Annotated in this window: 13 protein-coding genes; all 13 read left to right on the plus strand. The window is 31.8% G+C overall.

The genetic code is table 11. From position 1 onward, the window contains the following. Positions 1-2: 2 nt before the first annotated feature. Complete coding sequence (locus UEQ13_RS11915; protein ID WP_329806570.1) at positions 3-1,334, plus strand: DUF58 domain-containing protein; 1,332 nt, start codon at positions 3-5, stop codon at positions 1,332-1,334. A gap of 212 nt (positions 1,335-1,546) precedes the next feature. Further along, a complete protein-coding gene (locus UEQ13_RS11920; RefSeq protein ID WP_329806571.1) occupies positions 1,547-4,570 on the plus strand; it encodes an amidohydrolase family protein in 3,024 nt (1,007 codons plus the stop codon). After that, positions 4,570-5,883, plus strand: a complete 1,314-nt coding sequence (locus UEQ13_RS11925) for an amidohydrolase family protein (RefSeq protein WP_329806572.1) — start codon at positions 4,570-4,572, stop codon at positions 5,881-5,883. Before UEQ13_RS11920 ends, UEQ13_RS11925 begins: the two co-directional genes overlap by 1 nt. Positions 5,884-5,995: 112 nt before the next feature. Continuing rightward, entirely contained in the window at positions 5,996-6,784 is a 789-nt protein-coding gene (locus UEQ13_RS11930) for a TrmH family RNA methyltransferase (RefSeq protein ID WP_329806573.1), read from the plus strand. Positions 6,785-6,924: 140 nt separating this feature from the next. Then, complete coding sequence (locus tag UEQ13_RS11935) at positions 6,925-8,454, plus strand: serine hydrolase (protein WP_329806574.1); 1,530 nt, start codon at positions 6,925-6,927, stop codon at positions 8,452-8,454. Between the two features lie 174 nt (positions 8,455-8,628). Next, positions 8,629-10,848, plus strand: a complete 2,220-nt coding sequence (locus tag UEQ13_RS11940) for a RelA/SpoT family protein (protein ID WP_329806575.1) — start codon at positions 8,629-8,631, stop codon at positions 10,846-10,848. A gap of 131 nt (positions 10,849-10,979) precedes the next feature. After that, positions 10,980-11,414, plus strand: a complete 435-nt coding sequence (locus tag UEQ13_RS11945) for a Fur family transcriptional regulator (protein WP_329806576.1) — start codon at positions 10,980-10,982, stop codon at positions 11,412-11,414. Between the two features lie 61 nt (positions 11,415-11,475). After that, positions 11,476-12,747, plus strand: a complete 1,272-nt coding sequence (locus tag UEQ13_RS11950) for an adenylosuccinate synthase (protein ID WP_329806577.1) — start codon at positions 11,476-11,478, stop codon at positions 12,745-12,747. A gap of 206 nt (positions 12,748-12,953) precedes the next feature. Further along, the gene (locus tag UEQ13_RS11955; RefSeq protein WP_329806578.1) at positions 12,954-14,654 is read left to right on the plus strand and encodes an OstA-like protein; all 1,701 of its coding nucleotides are present in this window, start codon (positions 12,954-12,956) and stop codon (positions 14,652-14,654) included. A 62-nt stretch (positions 14,655-14,716) separates the two neighbouring features. Beyond that, positions 14,717-15,907 carry an aspartate aminotransferase family protein gene (locus UEQ13_RS11960; RefSeq protein ID WP_329806579.1) on the plus strand — a complete coding sequence of 397 codons (1,191 nt, stop codon included), beginning with the start codon at positions 14,717-14,719 and terminating at the stop codon, positions 15,905-15,907. A 198-nt stretch (positions 15,908-16,105) separates the two neighbouring features. Continuing rightward, positions 16,106-17,500, plus strand: a complete 1,395-nt coding sequence (locus tag UEQ13_RS11965) for a tetratricopeptide repeat protein (RefSeq protein ID WP_407934661.1) — start codon at positions 16,106-16,108, stop codon at positions 17,498-17,500. Positions 17,501-17,509: 9 nt separating this feature from the next. Further along, positions 17,510-18,154, plus strand: coding sequence for a VTT domain-containing protein (locus UEQ13_RS11970; protein ID WP_329806581.1), 645 nt, complete (start codon positions 17,510-17,512; stop codon positions 18,152-18,154). A 5-nt stretch (positions 18,155-18,159) separates the two neighbouring features. Beyond that, positions 18,160-18,918: a shikimate dehydrogenase family protein gene (locus UEQ13_RS11975; RefSeq protein WP_329806582.1), complete on the plus strand. Its 759-nt coding sequence runs from the start codon at positions 18,160-18,162 to the stop codon at positions 18,916-18,918. Positions 18,919-18,975 lie beyond the last annotated feature (57 nt).

Here is an 18,975-nt window from a genome sequence, read left to right on the forward strand (position 1 = left end):
AAATGAAATTATACAAACAATTATTCATCAATAACTTTTTCTTCTATTGTTTAATGGGAGTCATTACTTGTTTTATACTTTCATTCTTTTTTCCAGCTTTATATTCTGCAAGTTGGTATGTGTTTTTTATTTTATTAGTTTTTACAATTATCGATTATATAATTCTGTTTTCATTCGGACAAAAAATAATAGCGAGTAGAAATACACCTGAAAAATTATCTAATGGTGATGAAAATGAAATCATAATCAAAGTTTCAAATAAATACACCTTCCCAATTGGAATAAATGTGGTAGACGAAATTCCGTTTCAATTTCAGGTTCGAAATTTTACCATTCAGAAAAAAATAAAAGCTCAAGAAAAAACCGATATTAACTATTTCCTTCGACCAACAGAAAGAGGCGAATATTCTTTCGGAAACCTAAATATTTATACCATTTCGCCATTAAAATTACTTTCGAAAAGATATACTTTCGATAACGGTCAAATGGTGCCAACTTATCCATCGTACATTCAATTAAGAAAATACGATTTGATTGCTTTTTCTAATAAATTATTCCAACACGGATTAAAAAAGATTAGAAGAATTGGTCACACCATGGAGTTTGAACAAATTAAAGAATATGTTCAAGGTGACGATATGAGAACCATAAATTGGAAAGCAACTGCCAAGAAAAACGCTTTGATGATTAATCAGTTTCAAGACGAAAAATCACAAAATGTGTATATGGTTATTGATAAAGGTCGTGTCATGAAAATGCCTTTTAATGGTTTAAGTTTATTAGATTATGCGATAAATGCGACTTTAGTTTTATCCAACGTAATTTTAAAGAAAAACGACAAAGCTGGAATGTTTACTTTTTCCAAAAAGGTAGAAAACAAAATTGTTGCCGAAAGAAGAAGCAGCCAAATGAATCTGATTTTGGAAAATTTATACAATATCAAAACCAATTATTTTGAAAGCGATTTCAGCCGTTTGTATGTCGATGTAAAAAAGCATATTAATCAAAGAAGTTTGATTATTTTATATACGAATTTTGAAACTTTAGATGGTTTAAACAGACAATTACCTTATTTAAAAGGAATCGCAAAAAATCATTTATTGATGGTTGTGTTCTTTAAAAATACAGAGTTAAACGATTTAATTGATAAAAAAGCAGAAAATATTCAAGAAGTTTACGATAAAGTAATTGCAGAAAAATTCGATTTTGAGAAACGATTAATCGTAAACGAATTAAGAAAATACGGAATTTACGCTTTATTAACGCAGCCAGAAAGTTTAACTATTGATACCATCAATCAATATTTAGAAATTAAAGCAAGAGGAATTTTATAATGCCGAAATTGAATATTGACCTACTCAATATTTTTCTAATTCTTATTTCTCAATATAAACTTAATGAAGATAGTTTTAAAAACTTTGATTATTATTAAGTTTAACTCACATTATTTTAGAATTCCCTTTAGATATAACATCTGTTAAAAATCTATTCAAAGGAAAATCTTATCAATAATTTTCCTATTTTTAGCACACAAAAAACCAAAACTATGCGAATATTTAAACTCTTAATAGTTCTTCTGACTGTTAATTTAAGTTTTAGCCAAGATTATTTTCCGAAAAATGACGGCGTAAAACAATCCTTCAAAAACGTTGTAGCAGTAACAAATGCTACCGTTTACACTTCATCAAATGTCAAAATTGAAAAAGCTACAATTTTAATAAAAGAGGATAAAATCTTAGAAATTGGAGCCCAAGTTTCCATTCCTAAAGAAGCTACAATAATTGATGCTACTGGTAAAACAATTTACCCATCATTTATTGATTTGTATACCGAATTTGGTATTCAAAAACCTCAAGCTAAACCAAGAAATTCAAGAGCACCACAATACGATTCGGAAAGAAACGGATACTATTGGAACGACCATATTAGAGCCGATTTTAATGCCTTTGAAAATTCAAACTACGATGAAAAAGTTGCTAAAGATTTAAGAGATACAGGTTTCGGAACTGTTTTAAGTTTTAATAACGATGGAATTGTTGCCGGAACAGGTTTACTTTGGACATTAAACGACGGAGAAACTAATGGAAATCGTATTTTAAATAAAAAAATATCTCAACATCTTACTTTTAAAAGAAGCTCACTTTCTAGTCAATCTTATCCTTCCTCATTAATGGGAAGTATGGCGTTAATTCGTCAGTTTTACCACGATGCAAAATGGTATGCAGCTGGTGGTTCAAAAAGTAAAGATGCTTCATTAGAAGTTTTCAATCAGAATAAAAATTTACTTCAAATCTTTAATGCTGGAGATAAATTAAACATTTTAAGAGCAGATAAAATTGGTGACGAATTTGGAATAAACTACATCATTAAAGGAAGTGGAAACGAATTTGAGCGAATTGAAGAAGTTAAAAAAACGAATGCTACTTTGATTATGCCAATTAATTTCCCAGATGCTTATGATGTTTCAGATTCCTTTTTAGCAGAACAGGTTGTTTTGTCTGATATGAGATTTTGGAATCAAGCGCCATACAATTTGAAAGTACTTGCTGAAAACAACATCAATTTTGCTTTAACTACAGCCGATTTAAAAAATCCAAAAGACTTTTTAACGAACTTAAGAAAAGCAGTAGAATTAGGATTTCCAAAAGAAAAAGCTATTGCTGCTTTGACTGAAATTCCAGCAAAAATTGCGAATCAATCAAATATTGGTTCTTTGAAAAAAGGAAATTTAGCCAATTTTATTATTGTTAGCGGTGATATTTTTGATGCTAAAAATACGATTCAAGAAAACTGGATTCAAGGAAACCGATTCGTAATTGAAAAAATGCAACCTTCAGATATTAGAGGAAAATACGATTTGACTTTTGATAATACGAAATACGATTTAGCAATTGAAGGTGAAATTTCAAAATTAGACGCTAAAATTTCTCAGGATAAAGTAGAATTTGGAACAAAACTAACTTACAACGAACCTTGGATTACCATGGTGATTAAAAGTAAAGATTCTGTTGCTTCTAAATTCATTAGAATTTCTGGATTAAAATCAGAAACAGGTTTATCTGGAAAAGCTATTTTAGAAAATGGCAAAGAAGTTTATTGGTCAGCCGTTAAAAAATCAGAAACTACAGAAGTTAAGAAAGATGCAGTTACGGACAAAAAAGAAGAGAAAAAAGCACCTGTTTTTTATCCGATAACTTTCCCAAATATGGCTTTCGGAAATGCTTCAAAACCAAAACAAGAAACGATTCTATTTAAGAACGCAACCGTTTGGACAGGAGAAAAAGACGGAATTTTAAAAGAAACTGACGTTTTAATTGAAAATGGAAAAATTGTCAAAATCGGTAAAAACTTACCTCAAAAAGGAAAAGTTATCGATGCAACTGGAAAACACTTAACTGCTGGAATTATTGACGAACATTCACATATTGCCATTTCAAATGGTGTAAACGAAGGCGGACAAAATTCTTCAGCCGAAGTAACCATTGAAGATGTAGTTAACTCTGATGATATTAATATTTATAGAAACTTAGCTGGTGGTGTAACTGCTGCCAATTTATTACACGGTTCTGCTAATCCAATTGGTGGTCGTGCCGCTTTTATCAAACTAAAATGGGGTTACAATCCTGAGGAAATGTTAGTAAAAGATGCGCCAAAATATATCAAGTTTGCTTTAGGTGAAAACGTAAAACAATCTAATTGGGGTGACGTGGAAAGATTACGTTTTCCTCAATCTAGAATGGGTGTAGAACAAGTATATGAAGATTATTTCTCTCGTGCATTGGCTTACCAAAAAGAATGGGATACTTACAATGCGAAAAAAGGAAAAATTGCACCACGATTTGATATTGAATTAGAAACTTTAAGTCAAATTTTAAACAAAAAACGTTTCATTACTTGTCATTCTTACGTACAATCTGAAATCAACATGCTATTAAAAGTAGCTGAGAAATACAACTTCAAAATTCAAACCTTCACACACATTTTAGAAGGATATAAAGTAGCTGATAAAATGGCGAAACATGGAGTTGGTGGTTCCACTTTTGCAGATTGGTGGGGTTATAAATATGAAGTAAACGATGCGATTCCATATAATGCAGCACTTATGAATAATGTTGGTGTTACCGTTTCTATTAATTCTGATGATGCTGAAATGTCTAGAAGATTAAATCACGAAGCAGCAAAAACTTTAAAATATGGTGGGGTTACAGAAGAACAAGCTTGGAATTTCGTAACCTTAAATCCAGCTAAATTATTACAAGTGGATGATAAAGTGGGAAGTATTAAAGTGGGTAAAGATGCCGATGTGGTGCTTTGGTCTGATAATCCTTTAACCATTTATGCAAAAGCAGAAAAAACAGTTGTTGATGGAATTGTATTCTTCGATATTGATCAAGAAAACGCCAAAAACGAATTGGTTCAAAAAGAAAGAAATGAATTGATTAATTTATTGTTAGACGCCAAAAATAAAGGCTTAAAAACGCAAGAACCAAAGAAAAAATCGACTGGACATTACCACTGTGATACGCTTGGTGAAAAATGTAGAGAATTTCACGCTAAATACAACAACTAATGAAAAAATTAACATACATATTAGCACTAACTTCATTAGTAAGTTTTGCGCAACAAACACCAGCACCTAAGCAAACAAAATCCATTTTAATTATGGGTGGAACCGCGCATTTAGGTAATGGAAAAATACAGGAAAACAGTTTAATTTCTATTATTGATGGAAAAATTGCCACTATTACAGATGGAACTTTAGCCAGACCTGCCAAACATGACATTACAATTGAAGCTTACGGAAAACACATTTATCCAGGTTTCATCGCACCTAATTCAACTTTAGGATTAGTAGAAGTTGATGCGGTTCGTGCTTCAGATGATGAAAGCGAAATTGGAGAATTCAATCCACATATTAGAAGTTTAATTGCCTATAATGCAGAATCGAAATTAACAGAAGCAGCAAGACCAAATGGAGTTTTATTAGCGCAAATTACACCTCGTGGTGGAAGAATTTCTGGAACTTCGTCTGTTGTTCAATTAGATGCTTGGAACTGGGAAGACGCCGTTATTAAAGAAAATGACGGAATCCACATGCGTTGGCCAAATAGCTATGCCAGATTAGGTTGGTGGGCTGAACCAGGCGGCATCGAACCAAACAAAAAATACGACGAACAAACTAAAGCGATTCAGTTATTTTTTGACCAAGCTTTAGGTTATTCAAATTCAGATAAAAAAGTAAAAGACATTCCTTACGATGCCATGAATGGTTTACAAAACGGAGATAAAACCTTGTATGTAAACGCAAATGGCGAAAAAGAAATTACAGATATTATCTTATTCAAAAAGAAAAATGGAATTAAAAAGTTAGTGATTATTGGTGGGTATAACGCACACAAAATTGCCGATTTATTGAAAGAAAATAACGTTTCTGTTTTATTAAGAAGAATTCATGATGTGCCTAATTCTGAAGATGAAGATGTAAACTTACCTTACAAAATAGCGAAAATCTTAACCGATAAAGGAATTGTAGTTGGTTTAGAAAATTCAGGTGATATGGAACGTATGCAAACCAGAAACATACCTTTTTATGCCGGAACTTGCGCCGCTTGGGGAATGAACAAAGAAGATGCCTTAAAATTAATCACATCCAACACCGCAAAAATATTAGGAATTGATGCCAAATACGGAACATTAGAAACTGGAAAAAGCGCTACCCTATTCATTTCTGAAGGTGATGCTTTAGATATGAAAACCAATAAATTATCTCACGCTTTTATTGATGGAAGACAAATTAGTTTAGAAAGCCATCAAACAGAATTATACGAAAGATATAAAGGGAAGTATGAAACTGGAAGTGTGAAGTCGGAAGTGAAAAACTAAATCTCAAATTACTAATTTTCAAAGTCGCAAAGCCATTCGTTTTGCGACTTTGTTTTTATCTCTAAAAAAGATAACTTTGTAACTTAGATTCTTAGCAACTTAGTTACTCAAAATGAAACAAATCACCTCCATTCAAAATCCGTTTGTAAAAAACTTAGTTTTATTGCAAGACAAAGCCAAAGCACGAAAACAATCGGGAACTTTTATTATTGAAGGACAACGTGAAATTGAATTGGCCGTAAAAGGCGGATACAAATTAGAAACTGTTTTGTTTTTACCTGAAATCATCTCGGAAAATCAAATCAAAAAATTAACTTCACAACAAGTGGAATTGATTGAAATTTCGAAAGAAGTCTACCAAAAATTAGCTTATCGCGATACAACTGAAGGAATTATCGCCATTGCGAAATCGAAACCTTTACAATTATCAGATTTAAAATTATCTAAAAATCCATTAATTTTAGTCGCAGAAGGCTTAGAAAAACCAGGAAATTTAGGGGCATTATTACGTACAGCCGATGCGGCAAATATTGATGCGGTAATTATTGCCAATCCAAAATCGGATTTATACAATCCAAATATTGTGCGTTCAAGTGTAGGTTGTTTGTTTACACGACAAATTGCTGTGGCGACTTCAGAAGAAGCCATTGCCTTTTTAAAAGAACATAATATTAATATTTACTGTGCGACTTTACAAGATTCGGCCACGTATCACACCCAAAATTATAACGAACCAACCGCTTTAGTTGTGGGAACAGAAGCCACAGGAATTACAGAAGTTTGGCGACAAAATTCAACCAAAAACATCAACATTCCAATGCAAGGCATTATCGATTCTATGAATGTTTCGGTAGCCGCTGCGATTTTACTATTCGAAGCCAAAAGACAAAGAGGTTTTTAATTAGCCAATTTTCGATTAGTCAATGAGCCGATTAAATAATTATAAAAACAAAAACAACACTGATTAAAGAAATTATATAAATTTTTAAAATTTCTCCAATCTGTGTTCCAAATAAAACAACAAACCAAAAACATCATAAAATGAAAAAAATAATATTAATCTCACTTCTAACCTCATTCACTGCTTTTTCTCAAATTACAGAAAAACAAATTGATGAAGTAGCAGAAAACACTCTAAAAGCATTTAACGTTCCTGGTGTTGCTGTAGCCGTTGTAAAAGACGGAAAAATCATTCACAGTAAAGGTTACGGCGTAAAATCTATACTAAAAAAAGATAAAGTTGACGGAAATACACTTTTCGGAGTGGCTTCAAACAGTAAAGCCTTCACAACGGCTGCAATCGCCATGTTAGTAGACGAAGGAAAAATGAATTGGGACGATAAAGTGATAAAACACTTACCTAATTTTAAAATGTATAACGAATATGTTACGACTGAATTCACCGTTCGCGATTTAGTTACGCACAGAAGTGGTTTAGGTTTAGGCGCTGGAGATTTAATGATTTGGCCTGACGGAAGTAATTTCAAACCAAAAGATGTCATTGAAAATTTACAATATTTAAAACCTGTTTCTGCATTCAGAACCAAATACGATTATGATAATTTATTATACATCGTAGCTGGAGAAGTAATTGAAAAAGTAAGCGGTCAATCATGGTGCGATTTCATAGAAAACAGAATGATGAAACCTCTAGAAATGAACAATAGTGCAGGTTCTTTTTTACGTTTGAAAGACACTACAAATATTATCGATCCACACGTACCAACAGACGGAAAATTAAAAGTCATTTCTCGATATAAAAATCAAACTTTTGATGCAGCTGCCGGAATTTATTCTTCTGTCAACGACATGAGTAAATGGATGATTATGCAATTGCAACAAGGAAAATATGGTTCAGAAAAGCAAAATAAATTATTTTCGGAAGCGCAACATAACGAAATGTGGCAATTACAAACTGTCATTCCAGCTAGAACGAGAGAACCTTATTTTACACATTTTTCTGGTTATGGTTTAGGTTGGTTTTTAAGTGATGTGAAAGGTTATAAACAAGTCACGCACACTGGTGGTTTAGAAGGAATTGTAACGCAAGTCACTCTTATTCCAGAATTAAATTTAGGAATTGTAGTGTTGACCAATCAGCAATCTGGTGCGGCTTTCAATGCGATTACTAACACTATAAAAGATGCGTATTTAAAAATCGATTATAAAGATTATGTCAAAATTTTAAGTGAAAGAGAAAAAAATAACATCGCAGAAGCGGATAAAGTAACCACAGAAGTTTGGGCAAAAATTGCAGAAAACAAGAAGAATAAATTAAAAATTGAAGCTAAGAATTACATCGGAACTTACAAAGACAATTGGTTTGGAAACATTACGATTTCTGAGAAAAAAGGAAAAATGTATTTTAATTCGGAGCGTTCACCACAATTAGCTGGTGAAATTTTCTTCTATAAAGACAACTCATTTGCCGTAAAATGGTTCAATAGAAGTTTTAATGCTGATGCTTTAATCACTTTTTCAGCCAACAACACCAATATTAAAATGGCAGCAATTTCTGAACTTACCGATTTTAGCTACGATTTTCAGGATTTAGATTTTAATAAACAATAGCAAATTTAAAAACTAATAAAAACAACACAGATTAGAGAAATTATATAAATTTAAAAAATTTCTCTAATCCGTGTTTTAACATATTTTTATCTCTGTTCTTACCTTAATATTTCTTTAATCTTTTTTTGATATCTAAATTTTAAACACTATTTTTATATTTCCCAATATTCAAATATGACAGAGATAGATTTAGAAGCAGAAAACAAAGCCATTGCCAAAGAATATAAAGAGCTACTTCGTATTAGTTATCAAAATCTTACAGATGAAGATAAAAAACTAATTCGTAAAGCTTTTGATGTTGCTGTAGAAGCACATAGCGAACAAAGAAGAAAATCAGGTGAAGCCTATATTTTTCATCCTATTGCTGTGGCTAAAATTGTAGCTTCTCAAATTGGTTTGGGCTCAACTGGTATTGCTTCTGCCCTATTGCATGATGTGGTGGAAGATACTGACATCACCATTTCTGACATTGAAAAAATGTTTAATCCTAAAATTGCAAAAATTGTTGAAGGATTAACCAAAATTCCAAAAGTAAAAAACGAACAAGAAATTTCTCTTCAAGCGGAAAATTTCCGAAAAATGTTACTGACGTTAAACGATGATGTTCGAGTAATTCTAATTAAAATCGCGGATAGATTGCACAACATGCAAACTATGGACGGAATGGCAGATTACAAACAAGCCAAAATCGCATCAGAAACCTTATATATTTATGCGCCTCTCGCCCATCGATTAGGTTTATATAATATCAAAACACAATTAGAAGATTTAGGTTTAAAATATACAGAACCAGAAGTTTACGCTGATATTTTTAGTAAAATCAAAGAAACAAAAGAAGAACAAGACGCTTATATTAAGGCTATTTCTGATGTTTTAGGAAAATCGATGTTAGAAGAAGGTATCGATTTTATCATTAAAGGCCGACCGAAATCTATCTATTCTATCCGAAGAAAAATGAAAGCTCAAGGAGTAACTTTCGATGAAGTTTACGATAAATTTGCGCTTAGAATTATCTATAAATCAAATCTTCACGATGAGAAATTCCTAGCTTGGAAAATTTATTCAGTTGTGACAGATCATTACCGACCAAGTCCAAGTCGTTTACGTGATTGGATTTCTTCCCCAAAATCAACGGGTTATGAAGCGTTACACATTACCGTTATGGGACCAATGGGTCGTTGGGTAGAAATTCAAGTTCGAAGTGAACGTATGGATGAAATTGCCGAAAAAGGCTACGCAGCACATTACAAATATAAAAATAATGCTACTGAAGAAAATAGCTTAGAAATTTGGTTAAATCAACTTAAAGAAGCACTTGAAAATTCAAACAATAATGCGGTTGATTTTGTGGAAGATTTCAAACTGAATTTATACGCAAAAGAAATATATATTTTTACACCAAAAGGGGAAATTAAATCGTTACCAAAAGGCGCAACTTCGCTAGATTTTGCTTTTAGTATTCACTCAGAAATTGGAGTAAAAACTCGTGGTACGAAAGTCAACGGGAAATTAGTGCCTTTAAATTATGTATTAAATAGTGGTGATCAAGTTGAAATTATTACTTCTCAAAATCAAAAACCAACAATCCATTGGCTTGATTATGTAACGACAGCCCGAGCAAAAAACAAAATTAAAAACGTATTAAACGATAATATCAAAAAAATTGGCGAAGACGGAAGAGAAATTCTTACCCGAAAATTACGCCACTTAAAAGTTACTTTAAACGAAGCAACAATAAACGAACTGGTAAACTATTTTAAACTACAAACAAGTTTAGATTTGTTTTACCGTGTTGGAATTGGTGCGATTGAAAACCAGCAATTACGGGATTATGCGGCTCAAAAAAGCAATACTTTAGTCAACTTTTTCAAGAAAACGATTAAAAGAAGTCCGAGTACTAACGATGAAAAAGCTCAAAAAAACGATTCTACTAAAAAATTAGATTTATTAGTTTTCGGAACGGAACAAAGTAAGTTAGAGTACAAACTTTCTCCTTGTTGTAATCCAATTCCTGGTGATAGTGTTTTCGGATTTGTTACTATAAATGAAGGGATAAAAGTACATAAAACCGATTGTCCGAATGCGATAAGTTTACAATCTAATTTTGCGTACCGAATTGTACAAGCCAAATGGATTGATTCTACTCAAGAAGAATTCAATGCCATCTTAAGAATTACCGGAATGGATGTGATGGGATTAACAAATGAATTAACAAAAGTAATTTCAAATCAAATGCATGTGAACATTCAAAGTATCAGCTTAAATACCGATGCAGGAATTTTTAACGGACAAATTACAGTTGTAGTTCAAAACAATATGATTCTTAAAAAATTAATCGAAAACATAAAAACTGTAGATGGCATTGATAAAGTTACAAGAGTTTATAATAATTAGTAAAGAGTAAATGTGATTAGTAAATAACACTAAAATCGTAATTAAATAAAAAAACATTTTTTACTTTTCACTAATCACTAATCACTAATCACTTTTTACTATATTTGCATTTCCTTTCATTTAAACAGCAAATGGATAACAACCAAAACCAAGAAACGGTTAAAAACGTTTTTACAAAATACCTTGAAGAAAAAGGGCATCGCAAGACACCTGAGCGCTACGCTATACTTCAAGAAATATACGAAAATCAAGAACATTTTGATATCGAATCTTTGTATATCAAAATGAAAAACAAGAATTATCGTGTTTCTCGTGCCACTTTATATAACACCATCGAATTATTATTAGATTGTAAATTAGTACGTCGTCATCAATTTGGTCAAAACCAAGCGCATTACGAGAAATCTTATTTCGACAAACAACACGACCATATTATTTTAACGGATACAGGCGAAGTGATTGAATTTTGTGATCCTCGTATTCAACAAATCAAACAAACTATGGAAGAAATGTTCGGAATTAACATTGAAACACATTCCTTATATTTTTACGGAACAAAAAAATAAATAAGGACAAGTCGCGACTTGTCCCTTTAAAGCATAAATACAAACAACAAACAACAACACAATGAATGTAGACTTACTACTCGGATTACAATGGGGTGACGAAGGAAAAGGAAAAATCGTCGATGTATTAACTTCAAAATACGACATTATTGCTCGTTTTCAAGGCGGACCAAATGCTGGACATACACTTGAATTTGATGGAATTAAACATGTTTTAAGAACCATTCCTTCTGGGATTTTTCACAAAAACAATGTAAATATTATCGGAAATGGTGTAGTAATGGATCCTGTAGTGTTTCAAAAAGAAATTGAAGGATTAGAAAAATTCAATTTAGACATCAAATCAAAATTATTACTTTCAAGAAAAGCACATTTAATTTTACCAACGCACCGATTATTAGACGCCGCATCTGAAGCTTCTAAAGGAAAAGCGAAAATTGGTTCTACTTTAAAAGGAATTGGTCCAACTTATATGGACAAAACCGGTAGAAATGGTTTAAGAATTGGTGATATTGAAATGGCAGATTTCAAAGAAAGATACCGCGCTTTAGCCGACAAACATGAAGCTATGATTGCTTTTTACGATGTAAATTTGCAATACAATTTAGCAGAAATGGAAGAAGAATTTTTCACAGCTGTTGAAGAATTAAAAACACTAACTTTCATAGATTCAGAAGAATATTTAAACAAAGCCTTAAAAGCTGGAAAAACAATTTTAGCTGAAGGTGCGCAAGGTTCGTTATTAGATGTAGATTTTGGAACGTATCCATTTGTAACTTCTTCTAACACTACTGCAGCTGGAGCTTGTACAGGTTTAGGAATTGCACCAAACAGAGTAAAAGAAGTTTTCGGAATTTTCAAAGCATACACTACTCGTGTAGGAAGTGGACCTTTCCCAACAGAACTTTTTGACGAAGTTGGAGCTAATATGGCAAAAATCGGTAACGAATTCGGTTCAGTTACTGGTCGTGCGCGTCGTTGTGGATGGTTAGACTTAGTAGCTTTAAAATATGCTGTTGAAGTAAATGGTGTAACTGAATTATACATGATGAAAGGTGATGTTTTATCTGGATTCGAAACGTTAAACGTTTGTACAGCTTACAACTATAAAGGAGAAACATTAAAACATTTCCCATATAATATTGAACCAGAAAACGTACAACCAATTTATACAGAAATGAAAGGTTGGCAAGCAGATTTAACAGGTATGACAACTTATGAGGAATTACCTTCAGAATTAAAAACATACATCGAATTCATTGAAAAAGAATTAGAAGTGCCTATAAAAGTTGTTTCAGTCGGACCAGACAGAACACAAACTATCACAAGATAAATTCATTCTGAACTTATTTCAGTAACTAAAATCCCGAGCAATCGGGATTTTTTTTATGCTTAAAACTCAAGACAATCTAAAAAAATTTTCTTTGTGCCTTCGTGTCTTTGTGGCAAAACCTGCATCTTATAAAAAAAACCATAAAATATTCTTAAACCGTATTCCTTTTTATACATTTTACTTAAATTTGACAAAAAATAGAAACCTTGAGAATATATATATATGCTGTCGTTTTGTTGTTCTCCATTGTATTTGGAAATGCACAAACTCCTTTTGAAACATCACCACCAGCAAATCCAAATGCTATTAGAATTATACATTCCGATTTTATTGATAAAAACCAAAATGAAATTCCTGGTGCGATTGTATTTACAGGAAATGTTCAAGTTCAACACAATGGCGTACTGATTAATTGTAACAAAGCTTATCATTACACTGATGAAGACTATATAAAAGCCTTTGGAAATGTACAATTAAATCAAGGTGATACTATTGTAATGAATAGTCGTTATGCAGAATACGATGGAAAAACATTACAAGCCTTCGCAACAGGAAATGTGAATTTACGTTCACCGGATTCTAACTTAACTACAGATACCATTCATTTCAACAGAAAATCTCAAGAAGCTTATTACACGAGCTGGGGAACAATTATCAACAAAGAAAATACCCTAAAAAGCAAATCAGGAAGATACTATTTAAACAATAAAAAATATTCTTTCAAAACGGCGGTTACTGTTGTAAATCCGAAAGTGACTATTAAAACGAATAATTTAGATTTTTACGATAATTCTGGTCATGCCTATGTATACGGACCAAGTACTATCACTAGTCAAGATAATGTTATCAATACTACGAAAGCATTTTACGATACTAAAAATGATGTAGGAAAACTGCTCGACAAATCGAATATCGTATATAATAATAGGAAAGTGGAAGGCGATATTATCAATTACGACAGAAAGAAAAACTTCGCGAAAGCCACAAATAATGTAAAAATTACGGATACCATCAATAATATGATTGCGACCGGACATTATGCAGAAGTCTACAGAAATATTGGCGGAACTAAAAGAGATTCAATGTTCATTACCAAAAAAGCATTGATTAAAACTTTAGTTGAAAAAGATACTATGTACTTACACGGTAAAAAAATATTAGTAACAGGACCAATTGAAGACAGAACAACAAGAGCGTTTGATAATGTTCGTTTTTTTAAAAAAGACATGAGCGGAAAATGTGATTCTATTCATGCTAACAATAAAACACAATTGACAAAACTAATCGGAAAACCCGTTATTTGGAATGCCGATAACCAAATGACAGGAGACGAAATTCATTTAGTTGGAAATAACAAAACCGAAAAATTAGATTCCCTAAAAATTTTAAATAATGCCTTTTTAGTTCAAAAAGACACACTTGGAGAAGACAATTATAACCAAGTGAAAGGGCAATTTTTGTACGGAAAATTTAGAGAAAACAAATTATACGAAGTCGATTTAATAAAAAATACCGAGAAAATCTATTTCATGTATAACGATGCCGATGAAATGGTTGGTATTGACAAAGGTGTGTCGAGTAGCATTAACATGCAATTAGAGGATAATAAAATTTTAGAATTAACTTCTTTCAAACAAATTTTAAGTGATACCTATCCAGATAAAGATTTTCCTAAAAATGCCAGAAGACTTCGTGGTTTTGTTTGGCGAATTGAGGAGAAAATAACTTCTTTAGACAATATTTTTCCAGATGAAGAAAAAGCCATCGACGAAAAAATAAAAGCAGAAACTAAAAAGAAAGACAAAGAAGAGAAAAAACCCATGGACGTAATGAAAGAAACTACGGATTATGGGAAATCAGATAAAAAAGAGCCAAGTAAAAAGGCAAAAGTAAAAAGTAAAAAGTGATTAGTGAAAAGCAATTAGCAAACCCTTTTAAACTTTTAACCTCATAAACTTCTAAACTAAACATGTTACAAGATTTCTTTAAATATCAAGCGCAAACCTCTCCTCACCCATTAGCTATGGAAATTTCTCATGCTAAAGGTTCTTATATTTACGACACATCTGGAAATAAATATTTAGATTTTGTAGCTGGCGTTTCGGCTTGTAGTTTAGGACATCAAAATGAGCGAGTTAACAATGCGATAAAAGACCAATTAGACAAATATTCTCACGTAATGGTGTATGGCGAATATGCTCAAAATCCAGCAACAGAATATTGTAAATTATTGGCACACCATCTTCCACATCCGTTAAAAAAAACGTATTTGGTAAATTCTGGAACAGAAGCTACGGAAGGTGCTTTAAAATTAGCAAGAAGAGTAACTGGAAGAAGTCAATTCATTTCTTGTCATAATGCCTATCACGGAAATACGATGGGAAGTTTGAGTGTAATGGGATTCGAAGAACGCAAACAAGTATTCCGACCTTTAATTCCAGATGTCGATTTCATTACATTTAATAACGAAGAAGACATTCAAAAAATTACCACAAAAACTGCCGGAATTATTTTAGAATCTATTCAAGGTGGTGCAGGATTTATTCAACCACAAAACGATTTTCTAAAAAAAGTTCGAGCACGTTGTACAGAAGTTGGCGCGATGTTAATTATAGACGAAATTCAACCCGGATTTGGTCGTACTGGAAAATTATTCGGTTTTGAAAATTACGAATGTATTCCTGATATATTAGTCATCGGAAAAGGAATGGGCGGCGGCATGCCAGTTGGTGCATTCGTTGCGTCCGAAGAACATATGGATTTATTATACGACAATCCGAAATTAGGACATATTACTACATTTGGCGGTCATCCCGTAATTGCAGCCGCTTGTTTAGCAACCTTACAAGAAATTACCGAAACCAATTTAATGGCGGAAACGCTAGAAAAAGAAAAACTATTCCGAAAATTATTGGTGCACCCTTTAATTACTGAAGTTCGAGGAAAAGGCTTAATGTTAGCAGCTATGACAAAAAGTCCGAATATCACCAACGAAGTTATTTTACGTTGTCACAAACGTGGTCTAATTTTATTTTGGTTATTATTCGAAGGAACTGCTATTAGAATCACACCACCACTTACTATTTCCAGCCAAGAAATTGAAGAAGGTTGTCAATTATTATTGAAAGTTATGGATGAAGTTCAAGCTTTAAATCTTTAATACATCATATTTATTTGAAACACAGAATAGATAAATTATATTAATTTTTAAAATTTCTCTATTCTGTGTTGTTATATAGTTGTTTTTGAACTTGATTTTTGTTAATTAAATTGTTCAAAACATACACTTGGCAAGGAAATTGTGAGCATTTAATTACGTAATTTTATTACATGAACTTTAAATAGTTGTGCTATGAATATGAGTCATGAAGAAGAAGAGGAAGAAAACAACTTATCGCTTTCTAAATTTGAATCGATGTTAAAAACCAACAAGGTCTTTTTCTTTGATTCAGAAGAATTCGAGGACATTGTTTTGCACTATATGGACACGGGAAGAATCAATCTAGCCAAAAAAGCTTTACGATTGGGCTTAGAACAACATCCAAAATCTACAGGTTTAAAACTAGTTCACGTAGAAATATTAATCTACGACGACAAAATTGAACAAGCTGAAAAAATACTAAATGAAATCGCTTTATTAGAACCAACTAACGAAGAAGTTTTCATTCAGCGTGCTAATATTTGCTCTAAAAGAGACCAGCACGAAAAAGCCATCGAACATTTAAATAACGCACTTCGTTATACAGATGACGAAGCCGATATCTATTCTATGATTGGAATGGAATACTTGTTCATGGATAATTTAGAATTAGCAAAAGACAATTTTATTTTATGTTTAGAAAACGATGAAGAAGATTATTCTGCCTTATACAACGTAGTGTATTGTTTCGATTTCTTAGATCAGAACAAAGAAGCCATTGTTTATTTAGAAAATTTCATCGACAAAAATCCATATAGCGAAGTGGCTTGGCATCAATTAGGTCGCCAATTTTATGCTTTAAAAGAGTATGAAAAAGCAGTTTGGGCTTTCGATTACGCTTGTTTAATTGACGAAGGTTTTTTAGGAGCCTTTTTAGAAAAAGCCAAATCGTTAGAAAAACTTAAACGCTATCAAGAAGCTATTGATTGTTACAACATTACAATTGAATTGGACGATCCCACTTCATTTGCCTTTTTACGCATTGGAAAATGCTATGAAAAGCTAGGAAATAAAGAACAAGCCTTAAATTTTTATCTAAAAACAGTTCACGAAGATCCATTGTTAGATAAGGCTTGGTTAGCAATTACCGATTTTTACATTTCTGAAAAAAACTATCAAAAATCGTTATATTACATCAATAAAGCAATTGGAATAGATGGTGAAAACTCGCTATATTGGAGAAGATATGCGAATATCAATCAGTATTTAAATTTTATTGAAGAAGCGGAAGAAGGTTACAGAAAAGCATTTGAAAACGGCGATATTGAATTAGATAATTTCCTTTGCTGGAGTGATGTTTTATATGTACTAGGAGAAGTTTCTGCTGCTTTTGAAATCTTAAATCAAGCAAAAGATTTATATCCTAACGAATCAGAAATTCAATACAGAATGGTGGGTTTATATTACAATATTGACGAAGAATTTAATGCCATTGATGCGTTAAATCTAGCTTTAATTACCGATTTTCATAAAAATTACATTTTAAAAGATTTATTTCCACATGTTTGGGAATCAAAAAACGTACAAAAAATTATCAAAAACCATAATATTTAAGCCCAATCAATGGAATTTATCGACTTTTTATTACACTTTTTAAAAGACCCATTAACCGTAATTACACAATTAATTGACCAATACAACACGTTAATTTACTTCATTTTATTTCTAGTTGTTTTTGTAGAAACCGGCTTCGTAATTATGCCACTTTTACCTGGCGACTCGATGCTTTTTGCTATTGGAGTTATTGCAGCTACAACAGGAAAATTGAGTTTAATTATCATCATACCTTTATTAATTTTAGCTGCACTTTTAGGTGATAATTTAAACTATTTTGTAGGTCATAAATTCGGGGAACTGATCAAAGAAAAAAAGAAAATTTTATTCTTAAAAAGAGAATATATCGAGAAAACAGAAGATTTCTTCGAAAAAAATGGTGGAAAAGCAGTAATTATGGCGCGTTTCGTACCAATAGTAAGAACAATCGCTCCTTTTGTTGCAGGAGCTGGAAGCATGAAATACAGAAATTATATCATCAATTGTATTCTTGGCGCTATTCTTTGGGTTGCCGGAATTACGCTTATGGGTTATTTCTTAGGACAATTTGAAATCGTAAAAAATAATTTCGAAAAAGTTGTTTTAGGTATTGTTTTACTGTCGATTTTACCTATTTTTATTAAAATTTTCAAATCGAAATTTACTAAAGCATAACTAAAATGAAAAAGAAATCACTTAAGAAACAACGAAAGTTTGGACTTATCGGTAAGAACATAAGTTATTCTTTTTCGAAAAAACATTTCACTGAAAAATTCTTACACAATCATTTTGACAATTGTGAATACGGAAATTACGACATTCAAAACGTAAAAGAAGTAAGCCAAATTATTCAAAACACAAAAGGTTTAATTGGCTTAAATGTCACTATTCCGTACAAAGAATCTATCATTCCATTATTAGATAAAATTTCTAAAAATGCCAAAAAAATTGGAGCTGTAAATTGCATTTCTATAACGAAAAGTAAAAAATTAAAAGGCTACAATACCGATTTTTTTGGTTTCAAAAAAGCTTTAAAACCCTTACTTAAAAGTCACCATAAAAAAGCATTAATTTTAGGAACTGGCGGTGCTAGTAAAGCTATTGCTTATGCCTTGAAAAAACTAAAAATTGAATTTGATTTTGTTTCTAGAAATCCTTCTGAATATGAAATTGGTTACAATGAAATAAATGCAGATATTTTTAACGAATATCAAATTATTATTAACACGACTCCACTAGGAACTTTTCCTAATATTTCCGAATTACCAAAATTAGATTATTCCTTATTTACACCCAAACACATCGCTTTCGATTTAGTGTATAATCCTGAAGAAACGGCCTTTTTAAAGAAAGCCAGAAAAGCAGGAGCCGTGACTAAAAACGGACATGAAATGCTTATTTTTCAAGCTGAAAAAGCGTGGTTAATCTGGAATAAGTAACATTTAATCATATATTAGGATAATTTCTTTGAATTTTCAGCCTCTTTTGGTATCTTC

The sequence above is a fragment of the Flavobacterium facile genome, from assembly GCF_036321945.1.
In the GTDB taxonomy this organism is placed as follows: Bacteria; Bacteroidota; Bacteroidia; order Flavobacteriales; family Flavobacteriaceae; genus Flavobacterium; species Flavobacterium facile.

Coding starts and splice junctions, on each gene's coding strand:
- UEQ13_RS11940 (WP_329806575.1), top strand. CDS start 8,629: ATGACAGAGATAGATTTAGAAGCAGAAAACAAAGCCATTGCCAAAGAA.
- UEQ13_RS11925 (WP_329806572.1), top strand. CDS start 4,570: ATGAAAAAATTAACATACATATTAGCACTAACTTCATTAGTAAGTTTT.
- UEQ13_RS11915 (WP_329806570.1), top strand. CDS start 3: ATGAAATTATACAAACAATTATTCATCAATAACTTTTTCTTCTATTGT.
- UEQ13_RS11975 (WP_329806582.1), top strand. CDS start 18,160: ATGAAAAAGAAATCACTTAAGAAACAACGAAAGTTTGGACTTATCGGT.
- UEQ13_RS11930 (WP_329806573.1), top strand. CDS start 5,996: ATGAAACAAATCACCTCCATTCAAAATCCGTTTGTAAAAAACTTAGTT.
- UEQ13_RS11935 (WP_329806574.1), top strand. CDS start 6,925: ATGAAAAAAATAATATTAATCTCACTTCTAACCTCATTCACTGCTTTT.
- UEQ13_RS11965 (WP_407934661.1), top strand. CDS start 16,106: ATGAGTCATGAAGAAGAAGAGGAAGAAAACAACTTATCGCTTTCTAAA.
- UEQ13_RS11960 (WP_329806579.1), top strand. CDS start 14,717: ATGTTACAAGATTTCTTTAAATATCAAGCGCAAACCTCTCCTCACCCA.
- UEQ13_RS11920 (WP_329806571.1), top strand. CDS start 1,547: ATGCGAATATTTAAACTCTTAATAGTTCTTCTGACTGTTAATTTAAGT.
- UEQ13_RS11970 (WP_329806581.1), top strand. CDS start 17,510: ATGGAATTTATCGACTTTTTATTACACTTTTTAAAAGACCCATTAACC.
- UEQ13_RS11950 (WP_329806577.1), top strand. CDS start 11,476: ATGAATGTAGACTTACTACTCGGATTACAATGGGGTGACGAAGGAAAA.
- UEQ13_RS11945 (WP_329806576.1), top strand. CDS start 10,980: ATGGATAACAACCAAAACCAAGAAACGGTTAAAAACGTTTTTACAAAA.